Origin of the sequence: Pseudomonas sp. B111 (assembly GCF_026428275.1) — a bacterium.
GTDB classification, from domain to species: Bacteria; Pseudomonadota; Gammaproteobacteria; order Pseudomonadales; family Pseudomonadaceae; genus Pseudomonas; species Pseudomonas aeruginosa.
The window spans coordinates 1,794,423-1,820,808 of the sequence record NZ_CP097857.1; the positions used below are offsets into that span (position 1 = coordinate 1,794,423).

The window sequence follows — 26,386 nt, forward strand, 5'->3', positions numbered from 1 at the left end:
GCCGCCATGCTGAGCGCCGCCCCTGGCGTCGAACTGGGCCTCGACGAGCTTCTGGAAATGCGCCACCGGCTCCACGAAGCGCGCCTGTTCTCCTCGCAGAACCGCCGCAGCCCGCTGGTCGGCCTGCATCACTCGCGCCTGCGCGGACGCGGCGTGGACTTCGACCAGGTGCGCATCTACCAGCCCGGCGACGACGTACGGACCATCGACTGGCGCGTCACCGCGCGCACCCGCGAGCCGCACACCAAGCTGTTCCACGAGGAACGCGAGCGACCGGTGTTCGTCCTGGTCGAACAGAGCCAGCGCCTGTTCTTCGGCTCCGGCCTGTGCTTCAAGGCAGTGCTGGCGGCACGCGCGGCGGCCTTCATCGGCTGGTCGGCGCTGGCCCACAACGACCGTATCGGCGGCCTGGTATTCAGCGACCGCGACTGCCACGAAATCAAGCCGCGACGCAGCAAGCACAGCCTGCTGCAACTGTTCAACCAGCTATTGCGGGCCAATCGCGAGCTGCGCGAGACGCCGGCCGAGCGACCTGGCGAACTGTTCGGCCTGGCCCTGCGCCGCGCCCGCGAAGTGCTGCGCCCGGGCAGCCTGATCCTGGTGCTGTGCGACGAGCGCACCCTCAATGACGTCGCCGAGCAGCAACTCAGCCTGATCGCACGTCATACCGACCTGGTGCTGCTGCCGCTGTCCGACCCGCTCGACCATGCCCTCCCCGCCGCCGGACTGCTGCGCTTCCGCGAAGGCGCCGCCGACCTCGAGCTGGACACCCACGCCGACGAGCTGCGCCAGGCCTATCGCGAGCTGGCCGAGGCGCGCCGCGCGCGCTGGCAGCGGCTGGCCCAGCGACTGGGCGTGCCGCTGCTGCCGCTGTCGACCCAGGAAGACCTGGTGGAGCAGTTGCGGGACCTGCTGGAACAACACCAGCCGGGGTATCGCGCATGAATCCGCTCGACCGGCTGGAACCGCTGATCGCCCCCCCGCCCATCGGCTGGTGGCCGCCGGCGCCCGGCTGGTGGCTGCTGGCCGCCCTGCTGCCGTTGCTCGGTTGGGGGCTCTGGCGACTGCGCCGGCACCTGCCGCGGCGCACCATCGCCACCCGCGGCGAAGCGCCGCTGGATCCGCTGCGCGAAGCAGCCCTGGCCGAACTGGCCGCGCTTGCCAAGCCCTACGGCAGGGCTTCCGCCGGGCCCTGGCTGCAGGCCATCAACGGCCTGCTCAAGCGGGTCTGCAGGGCGCGCTGGCCAGATAGCGGCAGCCACGCCCTCAGCGGCCGCGCCTGGCTGGCGTTCCTCGACAACCGTTGCCCGGCCGCCGGCCTGACCCGCTGGATGATCCTGGTGGAAGGCGGCTACCGCGCCGACTGCACCCTCGACGACAAGGCCGTGGACGGCCTCAACGCCGCCGTCGCCACCTGGATTCGCAAGCATGTTTGAGTTCGCCTGGCCCTGGGTCTTCGCCCTCGCCCCGTTGCCCTGGCTGCTGCGCCTGGTGCTGCCGGCCGCCGACAGTGGCGAGGCGGCGCTCAAGGTGAGCTTCCTCGACGAACTCGAAAGCCTCGCCGGACGCCGTGCCCGCGCACGCCTGCCGGCCTGGCGGCAGCAGGTGCGCTTCGCCCTGCTCTGGTTCCTCCTGCTGCTCGCCGCGGCCCGCCCGCAGTGGGTCGGCGAACCCCTGCCGCTACCCGCCAGCGGCCGTGACCTGCTGCTCGCGGTGGATGTCTCCGGCTCCATGGACTACCGCGACATGCGCTGGCAGGACGACGAGATCAGCCGCCTGGAACTGATCAAGAAACTCTTCGGCGACTTCATCGAAGACCGTCGTGGCGACCGCGTCGGCCTGATCCTGTTCGGCAGCCAGGCCTACCTGCAGGCGCCGCTGACCTTCGACCGGCACACCGTGCGGGTCTGGCTGGACGAGGCGCAGATCGGCATCGCCGGCAAGAACACCGCGATCGGCGACGCCATCGGCCTGGCGGTCAAGCGCCTGCGCCAGCGGCCCGCGGAAAGCCGGGTGCTGGTGCTGATCACCGACGGCGCCAACACCGGCGGACAGATAGCCCCGCAGATCGCCGCGCAACTGGCCGCCGAGCAACAGGTGAAGATCTACACCATCGGCGTCGGCGCCGACCCGCAGCAGGGCGGCGTGCCCGGCCTGTTCGGCTTCAACCCGGGGCTCGATCTCGACGAGCCGACCCTGCGCGGTATCGCCGAGATCACTGGCGGCGAATACTTCCGCGCGCGATCCAGCGCCGAGCTGGAAAGCATTTCCGCGACCCTCGACCGCCTCGAACCGGTCGCCCAGCAGACTACCCGGGCGCGCCCGGCCCTGGCGCTGTACAGTTGGCCGCTGGCCGCCGCCCTCGGCCTGAGCGTGCTGCTGGTGGCGCTGGAACTCTGGCCACGGGAAAACCGGACCTGGCCGCGCCGCCGTTCCGGGAGGCAACCATGAACCTGTTGCTGGACGCCTGGCCGCACTGGCTGCGCCCCTACTGGCTGCTGCTGGCGCCGCTGCTTGGCTGGTTGCTGTGGAAGCTGCTGCATCGCCAGCGTCGTGCCGGACGCTGGCAATTGCTGCTGCCGACGGCCTTCCAGCCCTGGCTGCTGGTCGGCGGCGCCGGGCGGCAGAACCGCATGCCCTGGATCTGCCTCGGCATCGCCTGGCTGCTGGCCCTGCTGGCCTTGCTCGGGCCCAGTTGGCAGCAACTGGAACAGCCCTCGATGAAGCGTAGCGACCCGCTGGTGGCGATCCTCCAGCTGACTCCCGGGATGCTTGCCGGCGACCTGTCGCCGACCCGCCTGGAACAGGCCCGGCGCAAGCTGCTCGACCTGCTTCGCACGCGCAACGACGCGCAGACCGCGATCGTCGTCTACGCCGGCAGCGCGCATACCCTGGTGCCGCTGTCGGACGACCAGCTCACCGCGCGCAACCTGCTCGACGCCCTGAAACCTTCGATCATGCCCGAGCCCGGCCAGCGCGCCGACCTCGCCGTGCGCCAGGCCCTCGACCTGCTGGAACAGGGCGCCCAGGGCCGCGGCCGCCTGCTGCTGCTGACCAGCGGGCTGAGCGAACCCGAGCGCCAGGGCATCCGCAGCGCCCTCGAGCACCGGACGGCGCGCCTCGCCGTGCTCGGCGTCGGCACGCCGAAGGGCGCTCCGGTGCAGCAGGAGGATGGCAGCTTCCTCAAGGACGACCAGGGCGGCATCCTCCTGCCCAGGCTCGACGAAAGCGGGCTGCGCCGCTTCGCCGCGGAGATCGGCGCCGGCTACCAGCGCCTGCGGCCGAACGACCGCGACCTCGACAGCCTCGGCCTGCTGGCCCGCGGCGGCACGCTGGAGGAAGACCGCGAGAACGCCCTGCTGCGCCTGCAGCGCTGGGCCGACCAGGGTTACTGGCTGCTCCTGCCGCTGCTCCTGCTGGCCGCCTGTGCCGGACGGCGCGGCTGGCTGTTCTGCCTGCCGCTGTTGATGCTGAGCCTGCCGCAACCGGCCATGGCCTTCCAGTTCGAAGACCTCTGGCTGCGTCCGGACCAGCAAGGCCAGCGCCTGTTGCAACGGGGCCAGGCGGACGAGGCGGCGAAGCGCTTCGAGGACTTCCGCTGGAAAGGCCTGTCGCTCTACCAGGCCCGCGACTACGCCGCCGCTGCCCAGGCCTTCGCCCAGGGCGACCAGGCCGACGATCACTACAACCGTGGCAACGCCCTGGCCCGCCAGGGCGAACTGGAAGCCGCCGTCGACGCCTACGAACAAGCCCTGGAGCGCCAGCCGCAACTGGTCGCCGCGCAACGCAACAAGGCCCTGGTCGAGGAACTGCTGCGCCAGCGCCAGGAACAGGCGGCGCAGCAGCAGGCCGGCGAGAACAAGGAACAGCGCCAGGAAGCGAGCCAGCAGAGCCCGCCATCCGGAAGCAGCCAGCGGCCGCCGCGCGATGCGGCGACCGTCGATGCGCAGAAGGCCCAGGCCGCGGCGCCCTCGACCAGCCTGCCGGAAGACGAAGGCGAGAAGACCGCCGGAGCACCCGGCCAAGCGCAGCCGCAGCCCGACGCCGAGGACGAGCGGACGGGCGACGAGGAAGCCGACGACGGACTCGACGACGAACGTCGCCAGGCCCTCGAGCAATGGCTGCGACAGATTCCCGACGATCCCGCCGAGTTGCTGCGGCGCAAGTTCTGGTACCAACAGCAGCAACGCCAGGAAGCCACGCCATGATCCGCCTGTTCTGCAGCCTGCTTCTCGCGCTCCTCTGCGTCTCCGCCCACGCCAGCTTCAGCGCCAGCGTCGACCGCGCCCGCCTGACCGAAGGGGAAAGCGTCGAACTGACGCTGGAATCGGACGACCCGACCCTCTTCGGCAAGCCCGACCTGAGCCCGCTGGACGCCCTCTTCGAGGTCCTCGGCACGCGCCAGGTCAACCGTCTCGCCACGCAGAACGGCCGGGCCCAGGCCACCACCCGCTGGATCGTCACCCTCCTGCCGAAGCAGAGCGGCTACGTGGCGATCCCGCCGATCAGCCTCGGCGCCAGCAGCACCCAGCCGATCAGGCTGCACGTACTGGAGGCGCGCGACCGCGCCAAGAGCAGCAAGCTGGCGCCGGTCTTCATCGATGCCAGCGTCGACCAGGAGACGGTCTACGTGCAGGCCCAGGCGATCCTCACCCTGCGCATCTACCACTCGGTGTCGCTATACGACGACAGCAGCCTGACCCCGCTGGCGATGAACGACGCGAAGGTCGAACAGCTCGGCGAGGCGCGTACCTACGAGAAGGAGATCAACGGCATCCGCCACGGCGTGATCGAGGTGCGCTACGCGATCTTCCCGCAGAAGAGCGGCACCCTGGAGATTCCTGCGCAAGCCTTCAGCGCGACCCTGGTCGACCGTGGCAGCGACGACTACAACCCCTTCGGCCCGCGCCCCGGCCGGCAGATGCGGGTGACTTCGCCGAGCATCCCGCTGCAGGTCCGGCCCAAGCCTGCCGACTATCCGGCCGACGCGCCCTGGATGCCGGCCCGCGCGCTGAGCATCAGCGAAAGCTGGAGCCCGCAGCCGGAGCAGGCACAGGTCGGCGAATCGCTGACGCGCAACGTGCTGCTGAAGGTCGAGGGGCTTTCCGGCACCCAGCTTCCGCCGTTGCCGCTGCCCGACGTGCAAGGCCTGCGGCGCTACCCGGACCAACCGCAGCTGGCCGACCAAAGCACCGACCAGGGCCTCATCGGCAGTCGCGAGGAACGCGAGGCGCTGGTGCCTGAGCAGGCCGGGCGCATCGAGTTGCCGGCGCTCGAAGTGGTCTGGTGGAACACCCGCGAAGACCGCCTGGAGCGCACCAGCCTGCCACCGCGCACCCTGGAAGTGGCCGCCGCGCCGCAGGCAGAGGCGGAGCCGCCGGCGGCGGCGCTGCCGCTCGGCGAACGCCTGGAGCCGACGCTCTGGCCCTGGCAACTGGCTACCGCCGTGCTGGCCCTGACCACCCTGCTCGGCTTCGGCCTCTGGTGGCGCGCCCGCCAGCTGCCGGCGGTGATCCGCGCCGCAGCCAACGGCCCGAGCAGCCGCAGCCTGCTCGACGAGCTGCGCCGCGCCTGCCTGGCCAACGATCCCCAGGCGACCCGCCAGGCCCTGGACGCCTGGGCTCGTCAGCAACCCGATACCCTGGCCGACATGGCGGCCCGCTTCGTGCCGCTGTCCGACGCCCTGGATGGCCTCAACGGCGCGCTGTACAGCGAGAGCGGCCATTCCTGGCAGGGCGAGGACCTGTGGCGGGCGATCCGCGCCCTGCCCACCACGGAACAAGCGCCGGCGGGAGCGGTCGACAATGGCGGCCTGCCACCGCTCTATCCGCGCTGAACGGCGCTATGGTTAGGACTGGCACGACATTCCGATTCCGCAAGAGGGCCCGCATGCGCTTCCGTACCCTGTACCTCGTCCTGTGCGGCCTGCTCCTGGGCCACGCCGCGACGGCCGCCGAACCGCCGACCGCGCCCACGCCGCCGACGCAGCCGGCCGAAGGGCCGGGCGGCGCGGCCTATCGCCATGCCAGCGTGCATCAGTGGCACTTCGGCGAAGGCGCTCGCGAATACTGGGTGTTCACCCCCGAGCAACCGGTCCCCGGCAACGCTCCGCTGGTGATCTTCCTGCACGGCTGGAGCGTGATGCAGCCGGACCTCTACCGCGCCTGGATCGACCATATCGTCCGCCGCGGCATGGTGGTGGTCTACCCGCGCTACCAGCCGGACCTGAAGACGCCCAACGCAGACTTCCTCGACAATGCCGCCGGCGCCCTCGGCGACGCCCTCAGGCGCCTGCAGGCCGGCGAGCTGGGGGTGCGCCCGCGGCTGAACCAGGTCGCCTACCTCGGCCACTCCGCCGGCGGACTGCTCGCCGCCAACCTGGCGGCCGCCAGCGAACGCCTGAAGCTGCCGGCGGCGAAGGCGCTGATGGTGGTCGAGCCCGGCAAGAGCCAGGGCAAGCGCTGGGACGGCGTGGCCCAGGAACGCCTGTCGGGGCTGGCCAAAGGTACCCTGCTGCTGGCGGTCTGCGGCGACGAGGACAGCCACGTGGCCTGCACCGACGCCAAGCGCATCTACCGCCAGAGCCGGCACATTCCGCCCAGCGACAAGAACCTCCTGCTGCTGCGCAGCGATCGCCACGGCGCTCCGCCGCTGCTGGCCAACCACGCGGCGCCCACCGCGCCGGTATTCGGCCCGCAGTATCCGAAGGAAGAAGACAGCGACTGGTTGCTCGACCGCGTCGAGAAGCGCCTCGAAGTCCAGCAGGCCGAAGGCCGCTATACCGGCCACGACCCGCTGGTGATCGACGCCCTCGACTGGTACGGCACCTGGAAGCTGTTCGATGGCCTCACCGACGCGGCGTTCTACAACCGCAACCGCCAGTACGCCCTGGGCGCTACGCCGGAGCAGACCGGCATGGGCCAATGGAGCGACGGCACCCCGGTGAAGCCGATCAAGGTGCTCAAGTAGCCAGCGCTAGAAGTCGTAGCTCAGGCGCAGGTTGACGGCGCTGCCGGCGACCCGCTCGCCTTTCGTCCCCTGCAGCTCCAGGCTGCCCTGCAACGGACCGCGGCGGGCGTGCAGCGCCATCCCCGCACTGAACAGGTCGCGCCCCCGATGGGCCGAAACCTGCTTCAGGTCGACGCCCTGCAGGCTAGCCTCGGTGTGGCTCGCCGGCACTCCCAGGGCACGCTCGTAGCCCAGGTTCAGCTCCGGCTCCAGCGACCAGTCGGCCACCCGCAGGCTGCGCGCGACGCTCAGTTCCAGGGTGGCGAAGGTCGCATCCCTGGCCGCGCGGTCGACGTCCAGCGCCAGCTCGCTGTGCTTTTCGCGGAAACCTTTCCATTCCGTGCGGGTCGCCAGCAGGCCGACCCGCGGCTCGACCCGCCAATCGTCCTTGCGCCAGCGGTAGCCGCTCTTGACGCTGGCGTGGTAGAGCCAGCCCTCGCTGTCGCCCTTGGCCGTGGCAAAGCCCGGCAGGCGCCGCTTGCTGGCGGCGTCGAGGTAGCCGGCGCCGAGCATGGCACTGACGTAACCGCCCTGTTCCAGGCTGTCGAAGGCGTGTAGCAAGCCCACGGCGAGCTGGGTGATGTCCAGCTCGACCTTGCCGCCGGCGCTGTTGATCCGTCCCTTGGTCTGCGCCAGCGTCGCGCCGCCCTGGGTTCGTTCGTCGAGCGCCTGGACCAGGCCCAGGGCAATGCCGTCGCTACGCACGCGACTGCCGCTGACGCCTGAGCGCCCCTCGTTGCGCAAGCCGGAAGCGAGCCCCTGGAACCACAACCGCGGCGCCTGCCCGGGCTGCGCCCAGGAAAGCTCGCCGAACATCGCGCGATCCACTTGCGACGGCTGCCGACTCAGGTAGGCCAGGCTGTCGGCATACACCTGGCCGCCGGCGCTGCGTGGCAGGCCAGCAAGATCGCCGCGCGCCAGGCTGGCCTGCAGCCAATCGTTGTAGGCGCCGGGGCGCAGGGCGATGGGCCGGTCACGGAGCGCGTTCAACGCCGCCGCGGAACGCCCGGCGTTGCCTTGTAGGTTGACCTGCCCCGGCAGGTCGAGCGGAGCCAGGGCCAGGGCGATGCCATCCGCAGCGAAGCGCAAGTCGTGGCGCAGGCCCCGCGCGGCCAGGCCCGGCGCCTGTTGCAAGGCATCGAAACCGCCCTGGTAGGTGGCGCCCCGCGCGACCGTCAGGAACTTCTGCCCCGCCCCCGCCGCATCGGCCGCCGTCAGTTGCAGCCGCCCGCCCAACCGGGCGAAAGCAGCCGCGCCGTCGAGGCGGATCGGCGGTTGCCCGCCCAGCGCCACCCGGGTCGTGCTCGACGGCGACAGTTCGAGCGAGCGGGTGAAACTCGGCGCGCCCGCGAGGCGGTCGGCGGCGAGCACGCCGTCGATCCGGGTCGGCGCGGCAATGGTGCCGCCGCCGCCCAGCTCGCCGGCCCGGGCTACCCTCAACCCCGGTCCTTCGAGCGTGCCGTCCACCACCAGGCGCCCGCCGCGAACCTCGCTGGCGGCAGAGAACCGGTTGCGCCCAGCGAGCGCCAGTTCGCCGGCCTCGACCGCGACCCCGGCGAAACGGTTATCGCCCGACAGCCGCAGCGCGCCGCTGCCGGCCTTGCCAAGCATGCCACCGGCGCGGATGTCGTTGTTCCAGGCATCCCTGGCATTCCAGCCGCCGCGCGCCGCGTCCAGCGTCACCCGCTGATCGCCGAACAGTTGGCCTGGTCCACGTACCGCCCGGGCCAGGTCCAGCAACCCCCAGCCGAAACGCGCGTCGACCCCAGGCTCGCCAAGATCGACGGCGGTGCTCAACATGGTCATCCGCACCTGCGCCATGTCCATGTAGGGAAAACGCTCGGCCAGCAATGCCGCGCTGGCGCTGACTAGCGGCGTGGCGTAGGAGGTACCGCTCTGGTCGGCATAGGTGTAGGTCAAGCGTTCGGCCGAGGCACCGTTCGCCGCGGCCACGTACATGTCGCCGGGCGCCGCCAGGCACCAGTCTTTCGTCACCCCGCACTGGTTGGAGTAGTCGGTGAGGTCGCGGTCCGGACCCAGCGCGACCACGCTGAGGAAACCGCTTTCCAGTCCGGGCATGAAGCGCGGCAAGGTGGCGAGCAAGCCGGGCTGCGCGCGGCTTTCGTTGCCGGCTGCGAACACCAGCAGGCGCCCGTCGCGCACGCCGTCGGCCAGGGCATTCAGGTAGGGATGCGGCGCTGCGGGATCGATCGCCGCATAAGCGGCATCCACCGCGGCGGCGTCATTGCCGATAGGATCGTCGTTGTAGCTGTTGTTGATGATCCGTACCGTCGGCGCGCCCCGGTAGAGGGTGCTCAGGGCGCCATGGACGAGTTCCTCGCTGCCCGGTTGCAGCAGGCTGGCCTGGCTCGCTGCTTCGTCTTGTTCCTCCTCTATGTCGGCATCCTCGTCATCGGCTTCGTCGCTGGGCCTGATTTGCGTCTGGAAAAGCCCGACCTTCGGCGCCACGCCACCACGATAGGTGAAATCGGCAATGACCTCCGGCCTGGCCGCGATGATTCCGCTGACATTCGCGCCATGGCTGGCGACCTGGATTTCTCCGCTTTGCTCATCGCGATCGAAGAGCGGCCGGGAGGGATCGGCGATCGCTTCCTCGCCGTCGATGGCCACTCGGTTGGCCAGCGGAGTGATCGCCTGGCCGGCGAACGCCGGATGCTGCGGAAGGAAACCGCCATCGATCACCCCGACATCCACGCCTTTGCCGGTCAGGCCCAACGCGCGCGCGACCGGCACGCCGATGAAGTCCTGCTCCCAGCCGCTGGACCGGGCTTCGGCCAACGCACAGGGCGACAGCGATAGCGAAACGCCCAGCGGCACCAGTGTGCGTATCCCGCACTTTCGAACATCCTTCCAACGCGTCGTCCGCGACATGGCAAAAAATCCCCCAAAAACGAAAGGCACCCGCACTCTTCGCGGATGGCACCCGGCAATAGCCTGGCGGCTAGCGTTCCGAGCAGGCGCACGCTAGCTCCCGGGGGGTTAAAAAAGGCTTAACGCGGACACGCCGACGGGAGCGGCACGGGGTCACAGCGGAGGCGCAAACCGGGTGGGCAACTGGACAGCCCGCGCCCCGATCGACGAACATCGCTGCCCGACTCGCGAAAACCGCCGACCGCCCGCCTCTCCCGAACCGCCCATGGCGCGACGGCCATCCACCGCCAGTCGACCAGCCCATTCGTCACGCGACCCAGGCCATGCATATCCACGTACTCGTCGTCGAAGACAACTTCGATCTCGCCGGCACCGTCATCGACTACCTCGAGGCCGCCGGGGTGGTCTGCGATCACGCCCGCGACGGCCAGGCCGGCCTCAACCTGGCGCGCGCCAACCGCTACGACGTGATCCTGCTGGACATCATGCTGCCGCGCATCAACGGCCGGCAGGTCTGTCGCCAGCTGCGCGAAGCCGGCCTGCAGACCCCGGTACTCATGCTCACCGCCCTGGATACCTTGCAGGACAAGCTCGACGGCTTCGACGCCGGCGCCGACGACTATCTGCTCAAGCCCTTCGAACTGCCGGAGCTGCTGGTCCGCCTGCAAGCCCTCAGCCGGCGCCGCAGCGGCCAGGCCCAGCGCCTGCAGGTCGACGACCTGGTGATGGACCTCGACAGCCGCCAGGCCAGCCGCGGCGGCACGCCCCTGGCGCTGTCCCCCACCGCCTGGAAGATCCTCGAGTGCCTGATGCGCGCCAGCCCCGCGCTGGTCACCCGCGAGCAGCTGGGGCGCAGCGTCTGGGGCGACGAGCCGCCGGAAAGCAACACCCTCAACGTGCACATGCACCACCTGCGCAGCACCGTCGACAAGGGGTTCGCCACCCCTCTGATCCATACCCTGCACAGCGTCGGCTTCCAGCTGGAGCGCAAATGAAACGCGGCCTGAGCCTGATCCCCATCGTCGGCGGCGGCGTCAGCCTGATCCTCGCCGGGGTGCTGCTGGTCTACACGCGCATGCTCGGCGACTACGGTGAGACCGGCGCCCTCTACCTGCTCAGCATGATGATGGAAGAGGAAGGGCTGTACTTCGCCCAGCGCTACCAGGAAGACCCGGCTACGCCGGCGCCGGACAGCTACTACTTCAAGGGCAGCGTCGGCACCGCGGGGCTGCCGCCGAAACTCAGGGAGATGCTCGACACCCCGCCCTACAAGAGCATCGGCGCCATGCAACTGCTCGGCAACTGGGACGACGATGACGAAGAGGAGGATGACGACGCGCCCAGCGACGATGCCTACGTGGTGGTCCGCCAGCCACTGGCCGACGGCAAGACGCTCTACCTCTACGACAACGACGCCGCCGGCAGCATCGACACGCCGCTGTCCGACGCCATCATCGACGCCCGCGTCAGGCAGACCTGGATCGTCACCCTGTCGGTCACCCTGCCTTCGCTGGCCGCCGTCGGCCTGCTGGTCTGGTTCATCGTCGCCCCGCTGCGCAAGCTGACGCGCTGGTCGATGACCCTCGACGACCTCGCCCCGGACAGCCAGCGGCCGCGCTTCAACTACCGCGAACTCAACGTGCTGGCGGATACCCTGTGGAACAGCGTGACCCGGATCAAGGACTTCAGCCAGCGCGAGGAGCGCTTCCTGCGCTACGCCAGCCATGAGCTGCGCACCCCGCTGGCGGTGATCGGCATGAACCTGGAGTTGCTCGACCAACCCGGCCGCGCGCCCTCCCCGCATGCCTTGCAACGCATCCGCCGCTCGGCGCTGGGCATGCAGCAGATGACCGAGACCCTGCTCTGGCTCAGCCGCGAGAGCGGCGAACTGCGCGACGACGGACACATTGAGGTCGGCCACCTGCTGGAGGAGCTGCTCGAGGAACAGCAGGCGCTGAGCCAGCGCCGCGGCCTGACCTTCCACCTCGACGTGGAGCCACACAGCCTGCCGCAGACCCGCGCACGGATCATCATCGGCAACCTGCTGCGCAACGCCCTGCAGTACAGCGACGAGGGCGTGGTGGAAATCGTCGTGCGCGACCGCAGCCTGCTGATCAGCAACCCCATCGGTGCGGCCCAGGGCACGGAGGAGTCGATGGCGTTCGGTTATGGCCTGGGCCTCGACCTGGTCCAGCGCCTGTGCCAGAAGAGCGGCTGGCGCCTGCATTACAGCAGCGACGAGCAGCGCTTCCGCTGCGAGCTGCTATTCCCCGCCACACCAGACTGAAGCGCGGCGGCCTTCCTCCGCGCGAAAAAAACCGCGGCCGGGGCCGCGGTCTTGGCGAGGCTCGGTGCGACTCAGTGAGCGAACAGCGAGGCCTTCCTGGCCTGCAGCTTGGCCGGGTTGATCAGGAAACGCGCCAGGGCCGGCAGCAGCCAGAGGGCGCCGAACATGTTCCAGAGCAGCATGAAGGTCAGCATCAGGCCCATGTCGGCCTGGAACTTGATCGCCGAGAAGATCCAGGTGGCCACGCCGATCGCCAGGCACAGGCCGGTGAACAGCACCGCCTTGCCGGTGGAGCGGAGGGTCTCGTAGTAGGCCTCCTGCAACGGCAGGCCCATGCGCAGGAAAGACTCCAGGCGGGTGTAGATGTAGATCCCGTAGTCCACCCCGATGCCGACGCCGAGGGCGATCACCGGCAGGGTCGCGACCTTCACGCCGATGCCCAGCGCCGCCATCAGCGCGTTGCCCAGCACCGAGGTGAGGATCAGCGGCAGGACGATGCAGAGGGTCGCGGCGAAGGAACGGAAGGTGATCATGCACATGGCCGCCACGCAGATGTACACCAGCACCAGGATGATCAGTTCGGACTGCTTGATCACCTCGTTGGTGGCGGCCTCGATCCCGGCGTTGCCGGCGGCCAGCTGGAACTGCAGGTCGTCCTTGTCATTCTCCGCGGCGAAGGCCTGCACCGCCGCCACCGCGCGGTCGAGGGTCTCGGCCTTGTGGTCGTTGAGGAAGACCAGCAGCGGCGCCAGCGAGCAGTCGGTGTTGTAGAGACCGTCGGCACGGGCGATGGAGTTGTTCAGCACGTCCTGGTTGCGCGACAGGGTCTCCCATTTCAGGTTGCCTTCGTTCATCCCCTTGATCACCTGCTTGGACACGGTGACCATCGAGATCGCCGACTGCACGCCCTCGGTGTTCTCCAGCTTCCAGGCCAGCTCGTCCATGGCCGCCAGGGCCTGGTGGGTGGAGCAGCCTTCCGGGGTGGTCTTGACCATCACCACCAGCACGTCCGAACTGGTCGAGTAGTTGCGGATGATGAAGTCGTTGTCGAGGTTGTAGCGCGAGTCGGGACGCAGTTCCGGCGCGCCCTGGTCGAGGTCGCCGATCTTCAGGTGCTTGCCATACCAGAGGCCGCCGCCGAGCATCAGCAGGGCGATGGCGATGGACACCGGGGCCACCTTCGGGCTGGCGAAGTTCGACAGCAGGCGCCAGAACGGGTGCTCGCGCACCGCGTCGTCCTTGCTGCGCTGCACCGCCTTCTTGCTGATGCCGATGTAGGAGATCGCCACGGGCAGCAGGATCAGGTTGGTGAAGACGATCACCGCCACGCCGATCGAGGCGCCGATGGCCAGCTCGCGGATCACCCCGATGTCGATCACCAGCAGGGTGATGAAGCCGACGGCGTCGGCGAGGATCGCGATCATCCCGGGCAGGAACAGTTGGCGGAAGGTCAGCCGCGCCGCCATCAGTGCATTGTCGGCGCCGCTGGACTGCAAGGCGATGCCGTTGATCTTCTGCACGCCGTGGGAGATGCCGATGGCGAAGATCAGGAACGGCACCAGCATCGAGTAGGGATCGAGGCCGAAACCGACCAGGTTGAGCAGGCCGAGCTGCCAGAGCACCGCCACCAGGGTGGTGATCAGCACGGCGATGGTGCTGCGGATGCACTTGGTGAACCAGTACAGCAGGACCAGGGTGATCAGCAGGCAGATACCGAAGAAGCCGACCACCATCACCAGCCCGTCGATCAGATCGCCGACCTTCTTCGCGAAGCCGACGATGTGCACCTTCACGTTGGGGTTCTGCAACTGGTACTTGTCGCGGATCTTCTCTTCCAGCTCATGGGAGAACTGGCGGTAGTCGAGCTTGATCAGTTCGCTCTGGTTCTTCGGATTCGGGTACATCTCCAGCAGCGGCACGTCGACGATGCTCGACTTGAAGTTGTTCGCTACCAGGCGGCCGATCTGCCCGGACTTGAGCACGTTGTTGCGCAGTTCCTCCAGCGCCCGCGGCGAACCGTCGTAAGTCTGCGGGATCACCTCGCCGCCGGCGAAGCCTTCCTCGGTCACTTCGGTCCAGCGCACGCTGGGGCTCCACAACGACTTCAGGCCGGAACGGTCGACGCCGGGGATGTAGAACACCTCGTCATGGATCTGCCGGAGCGTTTCCATGTACTCCTTGGTGAAGATGTCGCCGTTCACCGCCTCCACCGAGATGCGCACGGTGTTGCCGAGGTTGGCCAGGTCGTTGCGGTGCTCGAGCATTTTCTGGATGAACGGGTGCTCCAGCGGGATCATCTTCTCGAAGCTGGTGGACGGCCGCACCTGGGTGGCCTGGTAGAACAGGAAGACGCTGACCAGCAGGCAGAGGAAGATCACCACCGGCCGGTTGTTGAAGATCAGGCGTTCGAGCAGGCTCGCCTTGTTTTGCTGATGCTGGTTCATGGCACTCATGCGACCCCGCCTTATTGTGGTTGTTCGAGCGCGGCACCGTTCGCCGCAGCGAGGTGCACGCCGCCCTGGCCGACCAGGATCAGGTGGCCGTCGCCGGTGGCGCTGACGCCGGCCAGGGACAGCCGGTCGGGACGGTTGAACACGCTGAAGCTGCGCCCGCCGTCGGTGCTTTCGAGAACGCTACCGCCGTGGCCGACCACGACGATCCGCCCGTCCGCCAGCAGCGCGCCGTCGGAGAGACCGAATTCCAGGTCGCCGGACGCCGCCTTCAGCGGTATCTCTTCCCAGCTGTCGCCGAAATCGGCGGAGCGGAACAGGTGGCCGCGCAGGCCGTAGACCAGCACGCCGCCCGCATCGGCGGTACCGATGGCGCCGAACAGCGAGCCCTCGTAGGGGCCTTCGAGTTTTTCCCAGGTGGCGCCCCAGTCCTTCGAGCGGAACAGGCTGCCGGCTTCGCCGACCACCAGCAGGCCGTTGTCCTTGACCGCGGCGATGGCGTTGAGGTGGAACTGGTCCTCGTTGTCCAGGCGCTCGCTGACGTCTTCCCAGTGCTGGCCGCCGTCGCGGGTCTCCAGCAGCGCGCCATAGGCACCGACGGCCAGGCCGTGCTGTTCGTCGGCGAACCAGATGTCCAGCAACGGCGCTTCGCGGCCGAGGTCCTCGAACTGCCTGGTCCAGGTGCTGCCGGCGTCGTCGCTGACGAGGATCTGCGCATCGTGCCCGACCGCCCAGCCCTTGCGCTCGTTGACGAAGAACACCGAGGTGAGCAACTGGCGGGTCGGCACCTTGGCCTGGGTCCAGGTCTTGCCGTCGTCGTCGGAGAGCAGGATATGCCCACGGTCGCCGACCGCGACCAGCCGCTTGCCGGCATGGGCGACGCTGAGCAGCAGGCTGCTGGCGGCCTTCGGCGATTCCACGGCGAATTGCGGCGGCGCGGCGGTTGGCGTCGACTCGGCCAGGACCGGGGTGGCGGCGAAGGTCAGAAGAGAAAGCGCCCCGAGAAACGACAGGGCCCTGCTGGCCAGGGGCGATCTGGAAGGAATGGCCGGATGCCGCGAAGCGTCCGCGGATTGGCCGGGCGAAGTGCGCCACGTCATGGGCTCACGCATGGATACCGTCCCCGTTGTTGTTATTAGTGGTTCGTGGTGAGCGTTATATAGCCAGCGTTTGGCGACGGAGACAATTGAAGCCACGTTATCTTTTGTTAAGCGTGTAAGCCGTCTGTAACGGGGGATCGGCGCCGCCCTCCTCCCCGGAGGGAAGCGGTCGGCGCCGGCGAGCGGAGCGATCAGCGGGTGCCGCGGCGGCGCAGGGCCGAGGGCTTGAAGTAGGAGTCGTCCGGTATCGCCTGGGTGAAGTCGATGGTACCCGGCTCCTCGTTGTCCAGGTTCTGCACGTGGTAGCGACGCGCCTGCAGGTCGTGGAACACGTCCAGCGCGCTCCAGGTGTACGGCAGGTCGTAGAAGTTCTTCAGGTAGGCCATGGACACCCGCCACAGTTCGCCGCGACCGTCGTACTGGTCGACCACCGCCGCGCTCCAGCTGTCCTCGTCGAGGTACAGGGTGCGCTTGGAGTAGATATGCCGCGCGCCCGGCTTCAGGGTGCCTTCCACCACCCACACGCGGTGCAGTTCGTAGCGGGTGTATTGCGGATCGAGATGGCCCGGCTTGAGCAGTTCCTCGTACTTCACCTCGGGGCTGCTGACCTTGTAGTTGTTGTAGGGAATGTAGATTTCCTTCTTGCCCAGCAGCTTCCAGTCATAGCGGTCCGGCGCGCCGTTGAACATATCGGTGTCGTCGGCGGTGCGCAGGCCGTCGGCGGCGGCGATCGGCGTGTCGTAGGCAAGGTTCGGCGCACGCCGTACACGGCGCTGGCCGGCGTTGTAGCCCCAGGCCTGGCGCGGCTCCTTGACCTGGTCGAGGGTCTCGTGCACCAGCACCGCGCCGCCGGCCAGGCGCGCCGGGCTCTTGGTGAACGAGAGGTAGTAGAACATCAGGTTGTTCAGGTCGGCGAAGCTGCCGCCCTTGAGGTAGTACTTGAACAGCGCTTCCTGCTGCGAGGTCACCAGCGAGTAGCTACCGTTGCGCTGTACCGCGACTTCCGAGGCGCGGCGCACGACATAGGTACCGCGGTAGCGGGCGACATGGTTCCACAGCGCCTCCACGCCGCTCTTCGGAATCGGGAACGGCACCCCGCCATAGGCGTCGGCGAACCCGTTGCCGCCGTCCAGCAGCCTGGCGCTGGTGGCATTGGCGAAGGTGTTGTCGTACAGCCACTGCGGCGCCGAGCCGGAACGGCGACTGGGGTAGACCGGCATCCGGAAGCTGTCCGGGTAGGTCTTGAACAGCGCCAGTTGGCCCGGGGTCAGGTGTTCCCTGTACTGCTCCAGGTTGGCCTTGTCGATGGTGAACAGCGGCTTGTCCGCGGCGAACGGGTCCGGGTGGTGCTGGCCCGGCTTGTAGCCGGCCGGCGCCTGGGTGATGCCGCCGGTCCAGGCGGGAATGCTGCCGGCGGCGTTGCCGGCCTTCTCCGCGCCCAGCGGGGTGAGGCTCGACTTCAGTTGCGCCGCCTCGCCGGCGGAAACGCCGGCCAGCGCGCCGCCGCTGCCCAGTGCCAGCGCCAGGGAAGCGCCGATCAGCAGGTGCTTGTTCAACATGAGGGTTCTCCGTGTGAGGTGCCGGGCGCTCGCGGCGCCCGTGTCGTTATCGGTTCGGTCAGAAGGAGTACTTGACGGTCAGGCCGATGTTGTCGCGGTCGCGGATGTTGTTGTTCTGTCCGCCGCCGTAGAACTCGGTGTACTGCAGTTCGCCTTCCAGGCTGTTCAGGTAGGTGGCCTTGACCCCCAGGGTGTAGGCCTTGCGACCTTCGATGAAGTTGCCGGTCTGGTAGGAGTTGCCTTCGAAGTCGTCCTTGTAGACCACGTAGGGCGACACGTTGACCCCGGCGAACACGTCGTTCCAGGTGCCGCTGAGCAGCAGGGTGTAGCCGTAGGCGTTGCGGTTCACCTGGTCGCCACGGTCGCCGCCGGAAACGTACGAGCTGTTGCCGCGCCCGGCATAGTAGCGGGTGCTGCCGTCGTAGGCGGCGTACTTCAGGCTGCTGCCACGCAGGTGTTCCGAGGCCAGCTCGGCGACGCCGGTCAACGAGTCGAAGCTCAGCGACGGGCCGAAGTTGTAGATGGTCCCGAGGGAGGTGTTGAACGCCTCGACCCGCTCGTAGTTGTGGATCTGCCCGCCGAGGCCGACCATCTGCCCGCCGACGTTGATCTGCCCGCCGTTGGCGGCTTCCGCCGCACCGTGGGCGAGGTCGCCGATCAGGTCGTTGGTGGCGGCGATGCCGATCGGCAGGTTCGGCCGATAGGCCAGCTCGCCGAACACCGAGGCGTCGCCCACCGTGGTGTTGAAGCTGAAGCCGTACATGCGGATGTCTTCGGCGAACTCGCGCCGGGCATTGATGTTGCCCATCACGTCGGCGGTCACCAGGCCGTTGGCCAGGGCTTCGGCGAGGTTGCCGGCGATCGGCCGCAGGGTGTTGGCCAGCGCCGCCAGGTCGGCCCCGGCATAGTCGCCGATGTCGGCGTACAGGGTCGGCTCCTTGGAGTGGTAGTTGACGAAGTAGAAGCCGAACTCGGTGCTGTTCAGTTCCTCGGCGATGTAGCGGAAGGCCACGCCGAACTGGCCGTCGTTGCGCGCGTTGATGTCCTTGCCGATGGACGACACCTTCATTACGTTGCCGTAGGCCGGGGTCACGCCGTTGGCATAGAGGCCGGTGTTCTTCAGCGCGCCGCTGAGCAGCGGATTGTTGCCCAGCGCCTGGTACAGGCCGATGACGTTGCCGAAGCCGGGCACCGGGGTGTCCAGCGCGGTGCCGGTGAAGTCGCTGTAGCCGGTGTTGCCGCCGTCGGCGAACAGGTCGGTCTCGGAGAAGAAGGTTCCGACCGGGTCGAGGCGGGTTTCCTTCCAGTTCCACTGGTAGAAGGTTTCCATCGACAGGTTGTCGGTCAGGCCGATGTTGAAGCTCAGCGCTTCCACCGGCATCAGCACTTCCTTGAGCTCGGAACCGGGCAGGCGGTACTTGGCGGCGTCCACCGGGTTGGTGGTGTTGACCCCGCCACGGTAGAAGATGCCCTCGCCCCAGTTGAACACCTGGCGGCCGAAGCGCGCGCTCAGCGGCATGTTGCCGATGTCCCAGCTGCCGTAGACGTAGGCGTCGAGGATTTCCGCCTTGTGCCCGGCGATGTCGCGGGTCTGGCTGGTGAAACGGTCGTCGTGGGGATAGCTCTGGCTCGGCTGCGATGGATCGTTGTGGCTGTAGTAGTCGTTGCGCTTGTCCATGATCTGGGTGTCATAGAACGCCGTGCCGCGAATGAACACGCCATAGTTGCGCCAGGTCGCCTCCAGGTCCGAGGTGATCTTGTAGACCTCGGAAACCAGGCCGGTATCGAAGTTGCGGTTGCCGTCGTTGGTGTTGATGTCGTTGTTGCTCTTGTCCTGCCCCTGCACCCGCCACAGGGTGCCGTAGGACAGGGTGGTATCGAGCGAACCGGACACCTCGTTGTCGAGGAAGCTGAATTCGACGGCCTGGGCCTGGCCGCCCAGCAGCGGCAGCAGCCCGGCGAAGGCGAAGCCGGCCCGGGCCGGCGCGGAGCGCAGCCGGGGCTGGCGGTTGGGGATGTACATCGGGAACTCACTCCATGTGGTCATGCGTTGGGCGCCGCCACTGCGGGCGGTTCGCCGTTCGGCCGTTTCTCTGCGGCCTTGTTATGGGTGGTCGCGGCGTCACCGGCCTCGCGTCGACGAAAGGGAACCGCGCGACGAGGCAGTGCAACCGGGATGCCAATTCAACGGAATCCTCCAGGGAATTCAATGGATTGCGACAAAAACAGGACTTCCTGCCAGATGACTGTTCATTCACTGACCAGAAAACAGGAAGTGTCCGACAAAACGCGCCAGGCGAATGTCGCCGGTGGCGCGAAAAGTCCCTTCGCAGAGCCTGCGCAAGGTGGTTCGCGAAACACGATTAAGCGGGCTCCATCAATGGAAAACAGTGAAGCGATTCCCAGAAGTAACAAAGGGCGTTACCAGCCAGTGGCCAGTAACACCCTCTTCTGGGAGAAGCTGGCGGATCAGGCCAGGCTCTTGCTCACCACTTCGTAGACGTCGCTGGACAGCTCGCCGGAGGCCAGGATGCGTTCCAGCTCGCCGCGCATCAGCGCCTGCCGCGCCTCGTCGTACTTGCGCCAGCGGGTCAGCGGCACCAGCAGGCGCGAGGCGATTTGCGGGTTGAGTGCGTTGAGCACGATCACCTGGTCGGCGAGGAAGCGATAGCCGGCGCCGTCAGGACGATGGAAGTTGACCAGGTTCTGGTTGGCGAACGCGCCGATCAGCGCGCGCACCTTGTTCGGGTTCTTCAGGGTGAAGGCCGGGTGCTGCATCAGCGCCTGGACCCGCTCCAGCCCGCCCGGCAGCGGCGAGCCGGCCTGCACGCTGAACCACTGGTCCATCACCAGCGGGTCGTCCTTGAAGTAGTCGGCGAACATGGCCAGGGCCTTGCCCTTCTCCGCCTCGAAGCCGGAGTTGACCACCACCGCCAGGGCGGTCAGGCGCTCGGTCATGTTGTCGCAGCCTTCGTACTGCTCCAGGCAGGCGGCGAGGATTTCCTCCCGGCCCGACAGCGACAGGTAGGACAGCGCGATATTCTGCAGGCTGCGCCGGGCGATGTGCGAGGCCTCGGCGAGGTAGGCGGTGTCGCGGGAAATCTTGCGGTTGGCCTGGTAACGCTGCCACAGCGGCTCGAACAGCGCTTCGCCGATACGCTGGCGGGCGAATTCGCGGGCGGCATGGATCGCGTCGACATCGGCGACTTCGCTGATCTCGGTGAGATAGGCCTCGCTGGGCAGCGAGAGCATCTCGGCGACCATCGCCTGGTCCAGCGCCTCGTCCGCCAGGAGGGTGCGGTAGGCCTCGATCAGGCGCGGGTCGAGTACCAGTTGCGCGCCGCGCTGGTGCTGGCCGATCAGCTCCTGCAGGACCTGCACCGAAAGCTGTTGGCCGGCCTCCCAGCGGTTGAAGCCGTCGCTGTCGTGCTGCATGAGGAACAGCAACTGGTCGCGGCTGTAGGGGAAGCTCAGTTTCACCGGCGCGGAGAAGCCGCGCAGCAGCGATGGCAGCGGCCGCTCCGGCACCTCGACGAAGACGAAGCGCTGCTCGGCCTCGGTCACCGCCAGCACACGGTTGCCGCCCTGGGCCGCGGCCTCGCCTTCCAGGCGCAGCGGAAGTTCGTGGCCCTGGCCGTCGAGCAGGCCCAGCTCCAGCGGGATGACGAAGGGTTCCTTGCTCGGCTGGCCGGGAGTCGGCGGGCAGCTCTGGCGCACCGTCAGGGTGTAGCGGCGGGCGGCGGCGTCGTACTCGCCTTCCACCGCCAGGCGCGGAGTGCCGGACTGGCTGTACCAGCGCTTGAACTGGGTCAGGTCGACGCCATTGGCGTCTTCCATGGCCTTGACGAAATCGTCGCAGGTCACCGCCTGGCCGTCGTGGCGCTGGAAGTACAGGTCCGAGCCCTTGCGGAAGCCTTCGGCGCCGAGCAGGGTGTGGATCATCCGCACCACTTCCGAGCCCTTCTCGTAGACGGTCAGGGTGTAGAAGTTGGAAATCTCGATGAACGAGTCGGGGCGCACCGGATGCGCCATCGGCCCGGCGTCCTCGGCGAACTGGTTGGTGCGCAGGAAGGCGACGTCCTCGACGCGCTTGACCGTGCGCGAGTTCATGTCGGCGGAGAATTCCGAGTCGCGGAATACGGTGAAGCCTTCCTTGAGCGACAGCTGGAACCAGTCGCGGCAGGTCACCCGGTTGCCCGACCAGTTGTGGAAATACTCATGCGCCACCACGCCCTCGACCCGCTGGTGGGCGGCGTCGGTGGCGGTTTCGGCGCGGGCCAGGACGCAACTGGAGTTGAAGATGTTGAGGCCCTTGTTCTCCATCGCGCCCATGTTGAAGTCGTTGACCGCGACGATCATGAAGATGTCCAGGTCGTACTCGCGGCCGTAGACCTCCTCGTCCCAGCGCATCGACTTCTTCAGGCTGTCCATGGCGTGCTGGACCTTGTCGATGTTCTCCGGCTCGACGTAGATGCGCAGCGCCACGTCGCGCTGGCTCATGGTGCGGAAGCTGTCCTCGACGCACCAGAGGTCGCCGGCGACCAGGGCGAACAGGTAGGCCGGCTTCTTGAACGGGTCTTCCCAGGTCGCCCAGTGCCGGCCGTTGCCTTCGGAACCGCTGGCCACCGGGTTGCCGTTGGAGAGCAGCACCGGGTAGCGCTGCTGTTCGGCACTGACGGTGGTGGTGAAGCGACTCATCACGTCGGGACGGTCGAGGTAATAGGTGATCTTGCGGAAACCCTCGGCCTCGCACTGGGTGCAGAACATCTTGCCGGACTTGTACAGGCCTTCCAGCGCGGTGTTGCTCTCCGGATGGATACGCACCGTGCTCCTGAGGACGAACTCGGCCTGCCGCGGTTGCACCCCGAGCTGCTCGTCGTCCAGCTGGTAGTCGTCCGCGCCGAGCGCCTGGCCGTCCAGTTCGAGCGCCAGCAGCTCCAGTTGCTGGCCATGCAGCAACAGCGGCGGCAGGCCGGCGCCGCGCTCGGGGTTGCGCCGCAGCTTCAGCTCGGCGTGTACCAGGCTGTGGTCTTCGAACAGTTCGAACTTCAGGTGGGTCTCGTCGATCAGGTAGTCCGGCGCCTGATAGTCCTTGAGGTGGATGACTTTCGGTTGCTCGGTGCGCATGGCTTGTGGCCCTTCTGCTCAGTGATGCACGGCGATCTGGTAGGCCGTGTATTTGCGAATGTTGATCACCCCGGTGTCGAGGATCAGGTACTGGCCCTTGATACCGCGAAGCGTGCCTTCGACGATAGGCGTTTTTTCCAGGTCGAGGCTGGCGACCTTGCTCGGGTAGGCCTCGACCGGGTAGGCGATCTCGAGCGGATCGAGGTCGATAACCGGTTGGATCGCCTGCAGGCCGAAACGTTGCTGCAATTCGCGCAGGCCGTCGGCGCACTGGTCGAACAACTGCTCGCGGACTGCCGCCAGATCGACCGGCTCGGCCTCGCCCTTGAGCATGGCCCGCCAATTGGTGCGGTCGGCGACCTGGCTGCGCAGCAGGTCTTCCACCAGGCCGGACTGCTGGCGGGTGGCCACGCGCAGGATCGGCAGCGCCTGGCGCGCGCCCTGGTCGATCCAGCGGGTGGGAATCTGGCTGGCGCGGGTGATGCCGACCTTCACCCCGGAGGAGTTGGCCAGGTACACCACGTGGTCGGTCATGCAGAACCGCTCGCCCCACTCCGGTTCGCGGCAGGTGCCCTGCTCGTAGTGGCACTTCTCCGGGCTGACGATGCAACTGTCGCACTGCGCCAGCCGGGTGAAGCAGGGATAGCAATAGCCCTGGCTGAAACTCTTCTTCGTCTTGCGGCCGCAATGGGTGCAGAAGATGCTGCCGAGGTACTCCAGGCGCAGCGGCCGGCCGATCAGCGGGTTCACCGCGACTTCGCGGTCGTCGAGGCGGAAGGCGTATTGCACGGGAGCATTGCTTTCCAGGCGCGCCGTCATCTTGCTCAGCGCGCCGCGGGCGATTTCTTCCATCAGTGCACGGAGTCCGACTTGAACAGGATGTTCGGGATCGGCTCGTCGGAATGCGAGGAGCAGTGCTGCGGGCCCATGTAGCCGGTGCGCTCCTCCTCGGGGAGGTTCTGCAGCTCCCAGGCGATCACCGCCTGCAGGCAGAGTTCCTTCTGCTCCTGGGTCAGCTTGCGGCCGTCCGGCCACTTGCCGATCTCGATGGCCAGCTTGAGGTTCTGGTAGATCTCAGGAGTGATGTTCTCGATCGCTTGATTGAAGGACGACATGGCCGGCTCCGGTGAAAAGGCGTACCGGCCATTCTACCGGGCCGGGGCCGGCGGCGCACATCGAAGCTGCCGCAGCCCCTCGCTCAACGGCGACGCCGCGCCAGCAGGCCGCCCAGCAAACCGCTGAGGCAACCGACCAGCAGCCCGCCAACGTGCGCGCCGTTGGCGATGGAGCCGAAGCCGAGCAGGTCGATCACCCCGGACAGGCACACCAGCAGCCAGATCAGCATCATCGCCACGACGCCCCTGGGCAGGCGATAGGCCTGGTTCGGCGCCAGGTACTGGAAGATCCAGCAGTGCCCGAGCAGGCCATAGAGCACCCCGGACAACCCGCCGAACAGGCTGGCGCCGCTCACCGCGTACTGCACCACGTTGGACACCAGGCCGAACAACAGGGTCAGGCCGAGCAGCATCGGACGGCCCTGGCGGAATTCGATGCGCCGGCCCAGCTCCCAGAACCACATGGCGTTCATCGCCAGGTGCAGCCAGCCGAAGTGGATCAGCATCGGCGTGAACAGCCGCCACCATTGACCCGCCGCCAGGCTCTCGGCCAACGGCGTGAACAGCGCGTACTGGCCCTGGATACGGAAGTCCTGGAAGGTCAGCCAGCGCATCGTCGCGAAGTTGTCGCCAAGGTAGGTGACGGCGGCGACGACGAAGGTCAGCAGCAACACCGCGGCGGTCATCGGGCTCATCCGCAGTTGCCGGACGAAACCCTGCCCCGCCGGTCGCGGCGCGGCCTCCAGGGTCGCCTGCGGATCGCCTTCGGGATAACGCCGGTACAACTCGCGGACCTGCTCGGCGAGCCGCTCGTCGGGCACCCAGAGGACCTGCTGGCCGGATTCCTCGCTGACCCGGTGCGGCACGTTCAGACGCCGCAGCAGGCCGACGAAGCCGGCCAGGTCGACCGACAGGGGAAACTTCAGGACCTGCACCGCGCTCACTCGTCAGCCTCCGGCCGCTTCACTTCGACCCAGACGAACTTGTGCCGGTCCAGGCGGGTTTCCTCATCCAGGCGGTAGGCCGCCAGCTTGCCGTACATCACCGCGCTGTAGTCCAGGCAGGCCAGGTTCGGCCGGATCGGCGCCGGCGTGCCGCGTCGCCAGTAGTGGCCGACGAACAACAGCGGTTCGTCGGCGCCGTAGGTCAGCAGGCTGGACTTCTGCTCCTCGCTGAGCGGCTCGCGGGCGATCGCTTCGGGCAACGCGTCGGGCTGGAAGACGATATCGCCGTAGGTGCGCGGCGCCTCGTCCTCGACCCAGAACTTGGTGCGGAAGAAGGCGCGCGTATAGCCATCGCTGCTGGTCAGCGTGGCACCGTGCGGCAGGCGCATGTCGGTACCGCGCAGCAGGCGGTTGCAGGCCAGGTCGGCGAAGCTGCCGGGCTCCGCCGACTCCTGCAGGAAGGCTTCGCTGATCCGCCCGTCGGGGAACTGCCGGCGCAGGGTCGCGATCAGTTCGCCGTCCCAGCAGGCATGGACCATGCGGAAGCGCCCGGCATCGAGGAACAGCGGCAGTTGCTGGAACCAGCCGAGGAAGTCGCGCCAGTCGGCATCGTGGCCCTCGAACTGCTCGAGGGTCTCCTTGATCAGCCGGGCATGCCGCGGCGTATGCTCGCGGACGTACTGGCGGCCGCTGCCGGGCGCCGCCGGGGTGCTCCAGCCGAGCGCGTTGAATTCGTGGTTGCCCATGATGCACAGCGCCTCGCCGGCGTCGACCATCGCGTGCACCCGGTGCAGGGCCTCGCGGATGCGCGGGCCGCGGTCGACGATGTCGCCGAGGAACAGCGCCTGGCGCCGCGGATGGCGCCAGACGCCGCCCTGCAGGCGGTAGCCGAGCAGGTCGAGGAGGCGGTCCAGGGTATGCGCGCAGCCGTGGACATCGCCGATCAGGTCGTAGCCAAGTCCGGGGTCGAGTTGCATCAGTCGCCTCCGCCCAGGCGGCTGCCCCAGCCGAGCTTGGTCCGGCAGATCTCGTAGTAGTTGTGGTCGATGGGGTGGATCAGGCGCAGCTTCTGCGGCTTCTTGCTGATCGTCACGGTATCGCCGGGGGCGCAGGTGAAATGGTTCTGCCCGTCGCAGGAGACCTGCGGGTAGATCTGCATGTTCGGCGACACGACGATCTTCAGCTCGCTGTTGCCGTCCACCACGATCGGGCGGCTGGAAAGCATGTGCGGGTACATCGGCACGATGACGATGGCATCCAGCTTCGGATGCATGATCGGACCACCGGCGGACAGCGCGTAGGCGGTGGAACCGGTGGGCGTGGCGACGATCAGGCCGTCGGCCTTCTGGCTGCAGACGAACTGGCCGTCGATATACAGCTCGAACTCGATCATCCGGGTCGACTTGCCCGGGTGCAGGACCACGTCGTTGAGCGCATCGCCCTGCCCCATCGAGTCGATACCGCGACGCACCTGGGCATCGAGGAGGAAGCGGCTCTCGACGATGTACTGGCCGTCCAGCACCTCGCCGACCTTGACCTCCAGTTCGTCCGGACGGATGTCGGTGAGGAAGCCCAGGCTACCGCGGTTGATCCCCAGCACCGGCACCTTGTGCCGGGCCAGCGCGCGGGCCGCGCCGAGCATGCTGCCATCGCCGCCGACCACCACCACCAGGTCGCAGATCTCGCCCATGATCTTCCGCGAGCAGGTCTGCAGGCCGTGTCCGGGCAGGACTTCGGCGATGGTGTCCTCGAGGATCACATGCAGGTGGCGATCGATCAGGAATTTCTTCAGCCGGCGGATGGTGTCCAGCACCTGGGTGCTGCCGAGGCGGCCGATGATGCCGATATTGCGAAAGGGTTCCATGCGGTTCCTGCGAAAAGCTGGCGGGCGGGATAGAGCGGAT

The 26,386-nt window shown here is 67.8% G+C and carries 19 protein-coding genes; 8 read left to right on the forward strand and 11 right to left on the reverse strand.

Going from position 1 to position 26,386, the window contains the following annotated elements; all coding sequences use genetic code 11:
* Positions 1-6: 6 nt before the first annotated feature.
* The 6 genes from M6E97_RS08570 to M6E97_RS08595 are packed head-to-tail and all read left to right on the forward strand — an operon-like array spanning position 7 to position 6,969.
* Entirely contained in the window at positions 7-945 is a 939-nt protein-coding gene (locus M6E97_RS08570; RefSeq protein ID WP_003091295.1) for a DUF58 domain-containing protein, read from the forward strand.
* Entirely contained in the window at positions 942-1,436 is a 495-nt protein-coding gene (locus M6E97_RS08575) for a DUF4381 domain-containing protein (protein ID WP_033938049.1), read from the forward strand. The genes M6E97_RS08570 and M6E97_RS08575 overlap by 4 nt, the downstream gene beginning before the upstream one ends.
* Positions 1,429-2,451, forward strand: coding sequence for a vWA domain-containing protein (locus tag M6E97_RS08580; RefSeq protein WP_003091297.1), 1,023 nt, complete (start codon positions 1,429-1,431; stop codon positions 2,449-2,451). Before M6E97_RS08575 ends, M6E97_RS08580 begins: the two co-directional genes overlap by 8 nt.
* On the forward strand, positions 2,448-4,208 hold the full coding sequence (locus tag M6E97_RS08585; RefSeq protein WP_023081481.1) for a VWA domain-containing protein: 1,761 nt from the start codon (positions 2,448-2,450) through the stop codon (positions 4,206-4,208). Before M6E97_RS08580 ends, M6E97_RS08585 begins: the two co-directional genes overlap by 4 nt.
* Positions 4,205-5,836, forward strand: a complete 1,632-nt coding sequence (locus M6E97_RS08590) for a BatD family protein (protein WP_003113945.1) — start codon at positions 4,205-4,207, stop codon at positions 5,834-5,836. The genes M6E97_RS08585 and M6E97_RS08590 overlap by 4 nt, the downstream gene beginning before the upstream one ends.
* Before the next feature lie 53 nt (positions 5,837-5,889).
* Entirely contained in the window at positions 5,890-6,969 is a 1,080-nt protein-coding gene (locus tag M6E97_RS08595) for a chlorophyllase/cutinase-like alpha/beta fold protein (protein ID WP_003112115.1), read from the forward strand.
* A gap of 6 nt (positions 6,970-6,975) precedes the next feature.
* Here the strand turns inward: M6E97_RS08595 and M6E97_RS08600 are convergent, their stop codons facing one another.
* Positions 6,976-9,846 carry a S8 family serine peptidase gene (locus tag M6E97_RS08600; protein WP_223724226.1) on the reverse strand — a complete coding sequence of 957 codons (2,871 nt, stop codon included), beginning with the start codon at positions 9,844-9,846 and terminating at the stop codon, positions 6,976-6,978.
* A gap of 377 nt (positions 9,847-10,223) precedes the next feature.
* Between M6E97_RS08600 and cprR the strand changes: the two genes are divergently transcribed.
* On the forward strand, positions 10,224-10,895 hold the full coding sequence (gene cprR, locus M6E97_RS08605) for a cationic peptide response regulator transcription factor CprR (RefSeq protein WP_003091311.1): 672 nt from the start codon (positions 10,224-10,226) through the stop codon (positions 10,893-10,895).
* Positions 10,892-12,187, forward strand: a complete 1,296-nt coding sequence (cprS, locus tag M6E97_RS08610) for a cationic peptide sensor histidine kinase CprS (RefSeq protein ID WP_033938051.1) — start codon at positions 10,892-10,894, stop codon at positions 12,185-12,187. The genes cprR and cprS overlap by 4 nt, the downstream gene beginning before the upstream one ends.
* Positions 12,188-12,258: 71 nt before the next feature.
* Here the strand turns inward: cprS and M6E97_RS08615 are convergent, their stop codons facing one another.
* The 10 genes from M6E97_RS08615 to M6E97_RS08660 all read right to left on the reverse strand — a co-directional run bounded on the left by M6E97_RS08615 (position 12,259) and on the right by M6E97_RS08660 (position 26,346).
* Positions 12,259-14,640: an efflux RND transporter permease subunit gene (locus tag M6E97_RS08615; protein ID WP_003138533.1), complete on the reverse strand. Its 2,382-nt coding sequence runs from the start codon at positions 14,638-14,640 to the stop codon at positions 12,259-12,261.
* Between the two features lie 11 nt (positions 14,641-14,651).
* Positions 14,652-15,749 (reverse strand): WD40/YVTN/BNR-like repeat-containing protein, encoded by a 1,098-nt coding sequence (locus M6E97_RS08620; protein ID WP_023097386.1) that lies wholly within the window; start codon positions 15,747-15,749, stop codon positions 14,652-14,654.
* A 179-nt stretch (positions 15,750-15,928) separates the two neighbouring features.
* A complete protein-coding gene (locus M6E97_RS08625; protein WP_003091320.1) occupies positions 15,929-17,296 on the reverse strand; it encodes a DUF1329 domain-containing protein in 1,368 nt (455 codons plus the stop codon).
* Positions 17,297-17,354: 58 nt separating this feature from the next.
* A complete protein-coding gene (locus M6E97_RS08630) occupies positions 17,355-19,319 on the reverse strand; it encodes a DUF1302 domain-containing protein (protein ID WP_033938052.1) in 1,965 nt (654 codons plus the stop codon).
* 446 nt (positions 19,320-19,765) lie between these two features.
* The gene (gene pepN, locus M6E97_RS08635; RefSeq protein WP_033988676.1) at positions 19,766-22,423 is read right to left on the reverse strand and encodes an aminopeptidase N; all 2,658 of its coding nucleotides are present in this window, start codon (positions 22,421-22,423) and stop codon (positions 19,766-19,768) included.
* Between the two features lie 18 nt (positions 22,424-22,441).
* Entirely contained in the window at positions 22,442-23,275 is an 834-nt protein-coding gene (locus M6E97_RS08640) for a DUF2797 domain-containing protein (RefSeq protein ID WP_003091329.1), read from the reverse strand.
* Positions 23,275-23,538: a YeaC family protein gene (locus M6E97_RS08645; RefSeq protein WP_003104989.1), complete on the reverse strand. Its 264-nt coding sequence runs from the start codon at positions 23,536-23,538 to the stop codon at positions 23,275-23,277. Before M6E97_RS08645 ends, M6E97_RS08640 begins: the two co-directional genes overlap by 1 nt.
* Before the next feature lie 83 nt (positions 23,539-23,621).
* Entirely contained in the window at positions 23,622-24,482 is an 861-nt protein-coding gene (locus M6E97_RS08650; RefSeq protein WP_003104987.1) for a rhomboid family intramembrane serine protease, read from the reverse strand.
* Positions 24,479-25,459: a metallophosphoesterase gene (locus M6E97_RS08655; RefSeq protein WP_033938054.1), complete on the reverse strand. Its 981-nt coding sequence runs from the start codon at positions 25,457-25,459 to the stop codon at positions 24,479-24,481. The genes M6E97_RS08650 and M6E97_RS08655 overlap by 4 nt, the downstream gene beginning before the upstream one ends.
* Positions 25,459-26,346: an NAD(+) kinase gene (locus tag M6E97_RS08660; RefSeq protein WP_003104985.1), complete on the reverse strand. Its 888-nt coding sequence runs from the start codon at positions 26,344-26,346 to the stop codon at positions 25,459-25,461. The genes M6E97_RS08655 and M6E97_RS08660 overlap by 1 nt, the downstream gene beginning before the upstream one ends.
* Positions 26,347-26,386 lie beyond the last annotated feature (40 nt).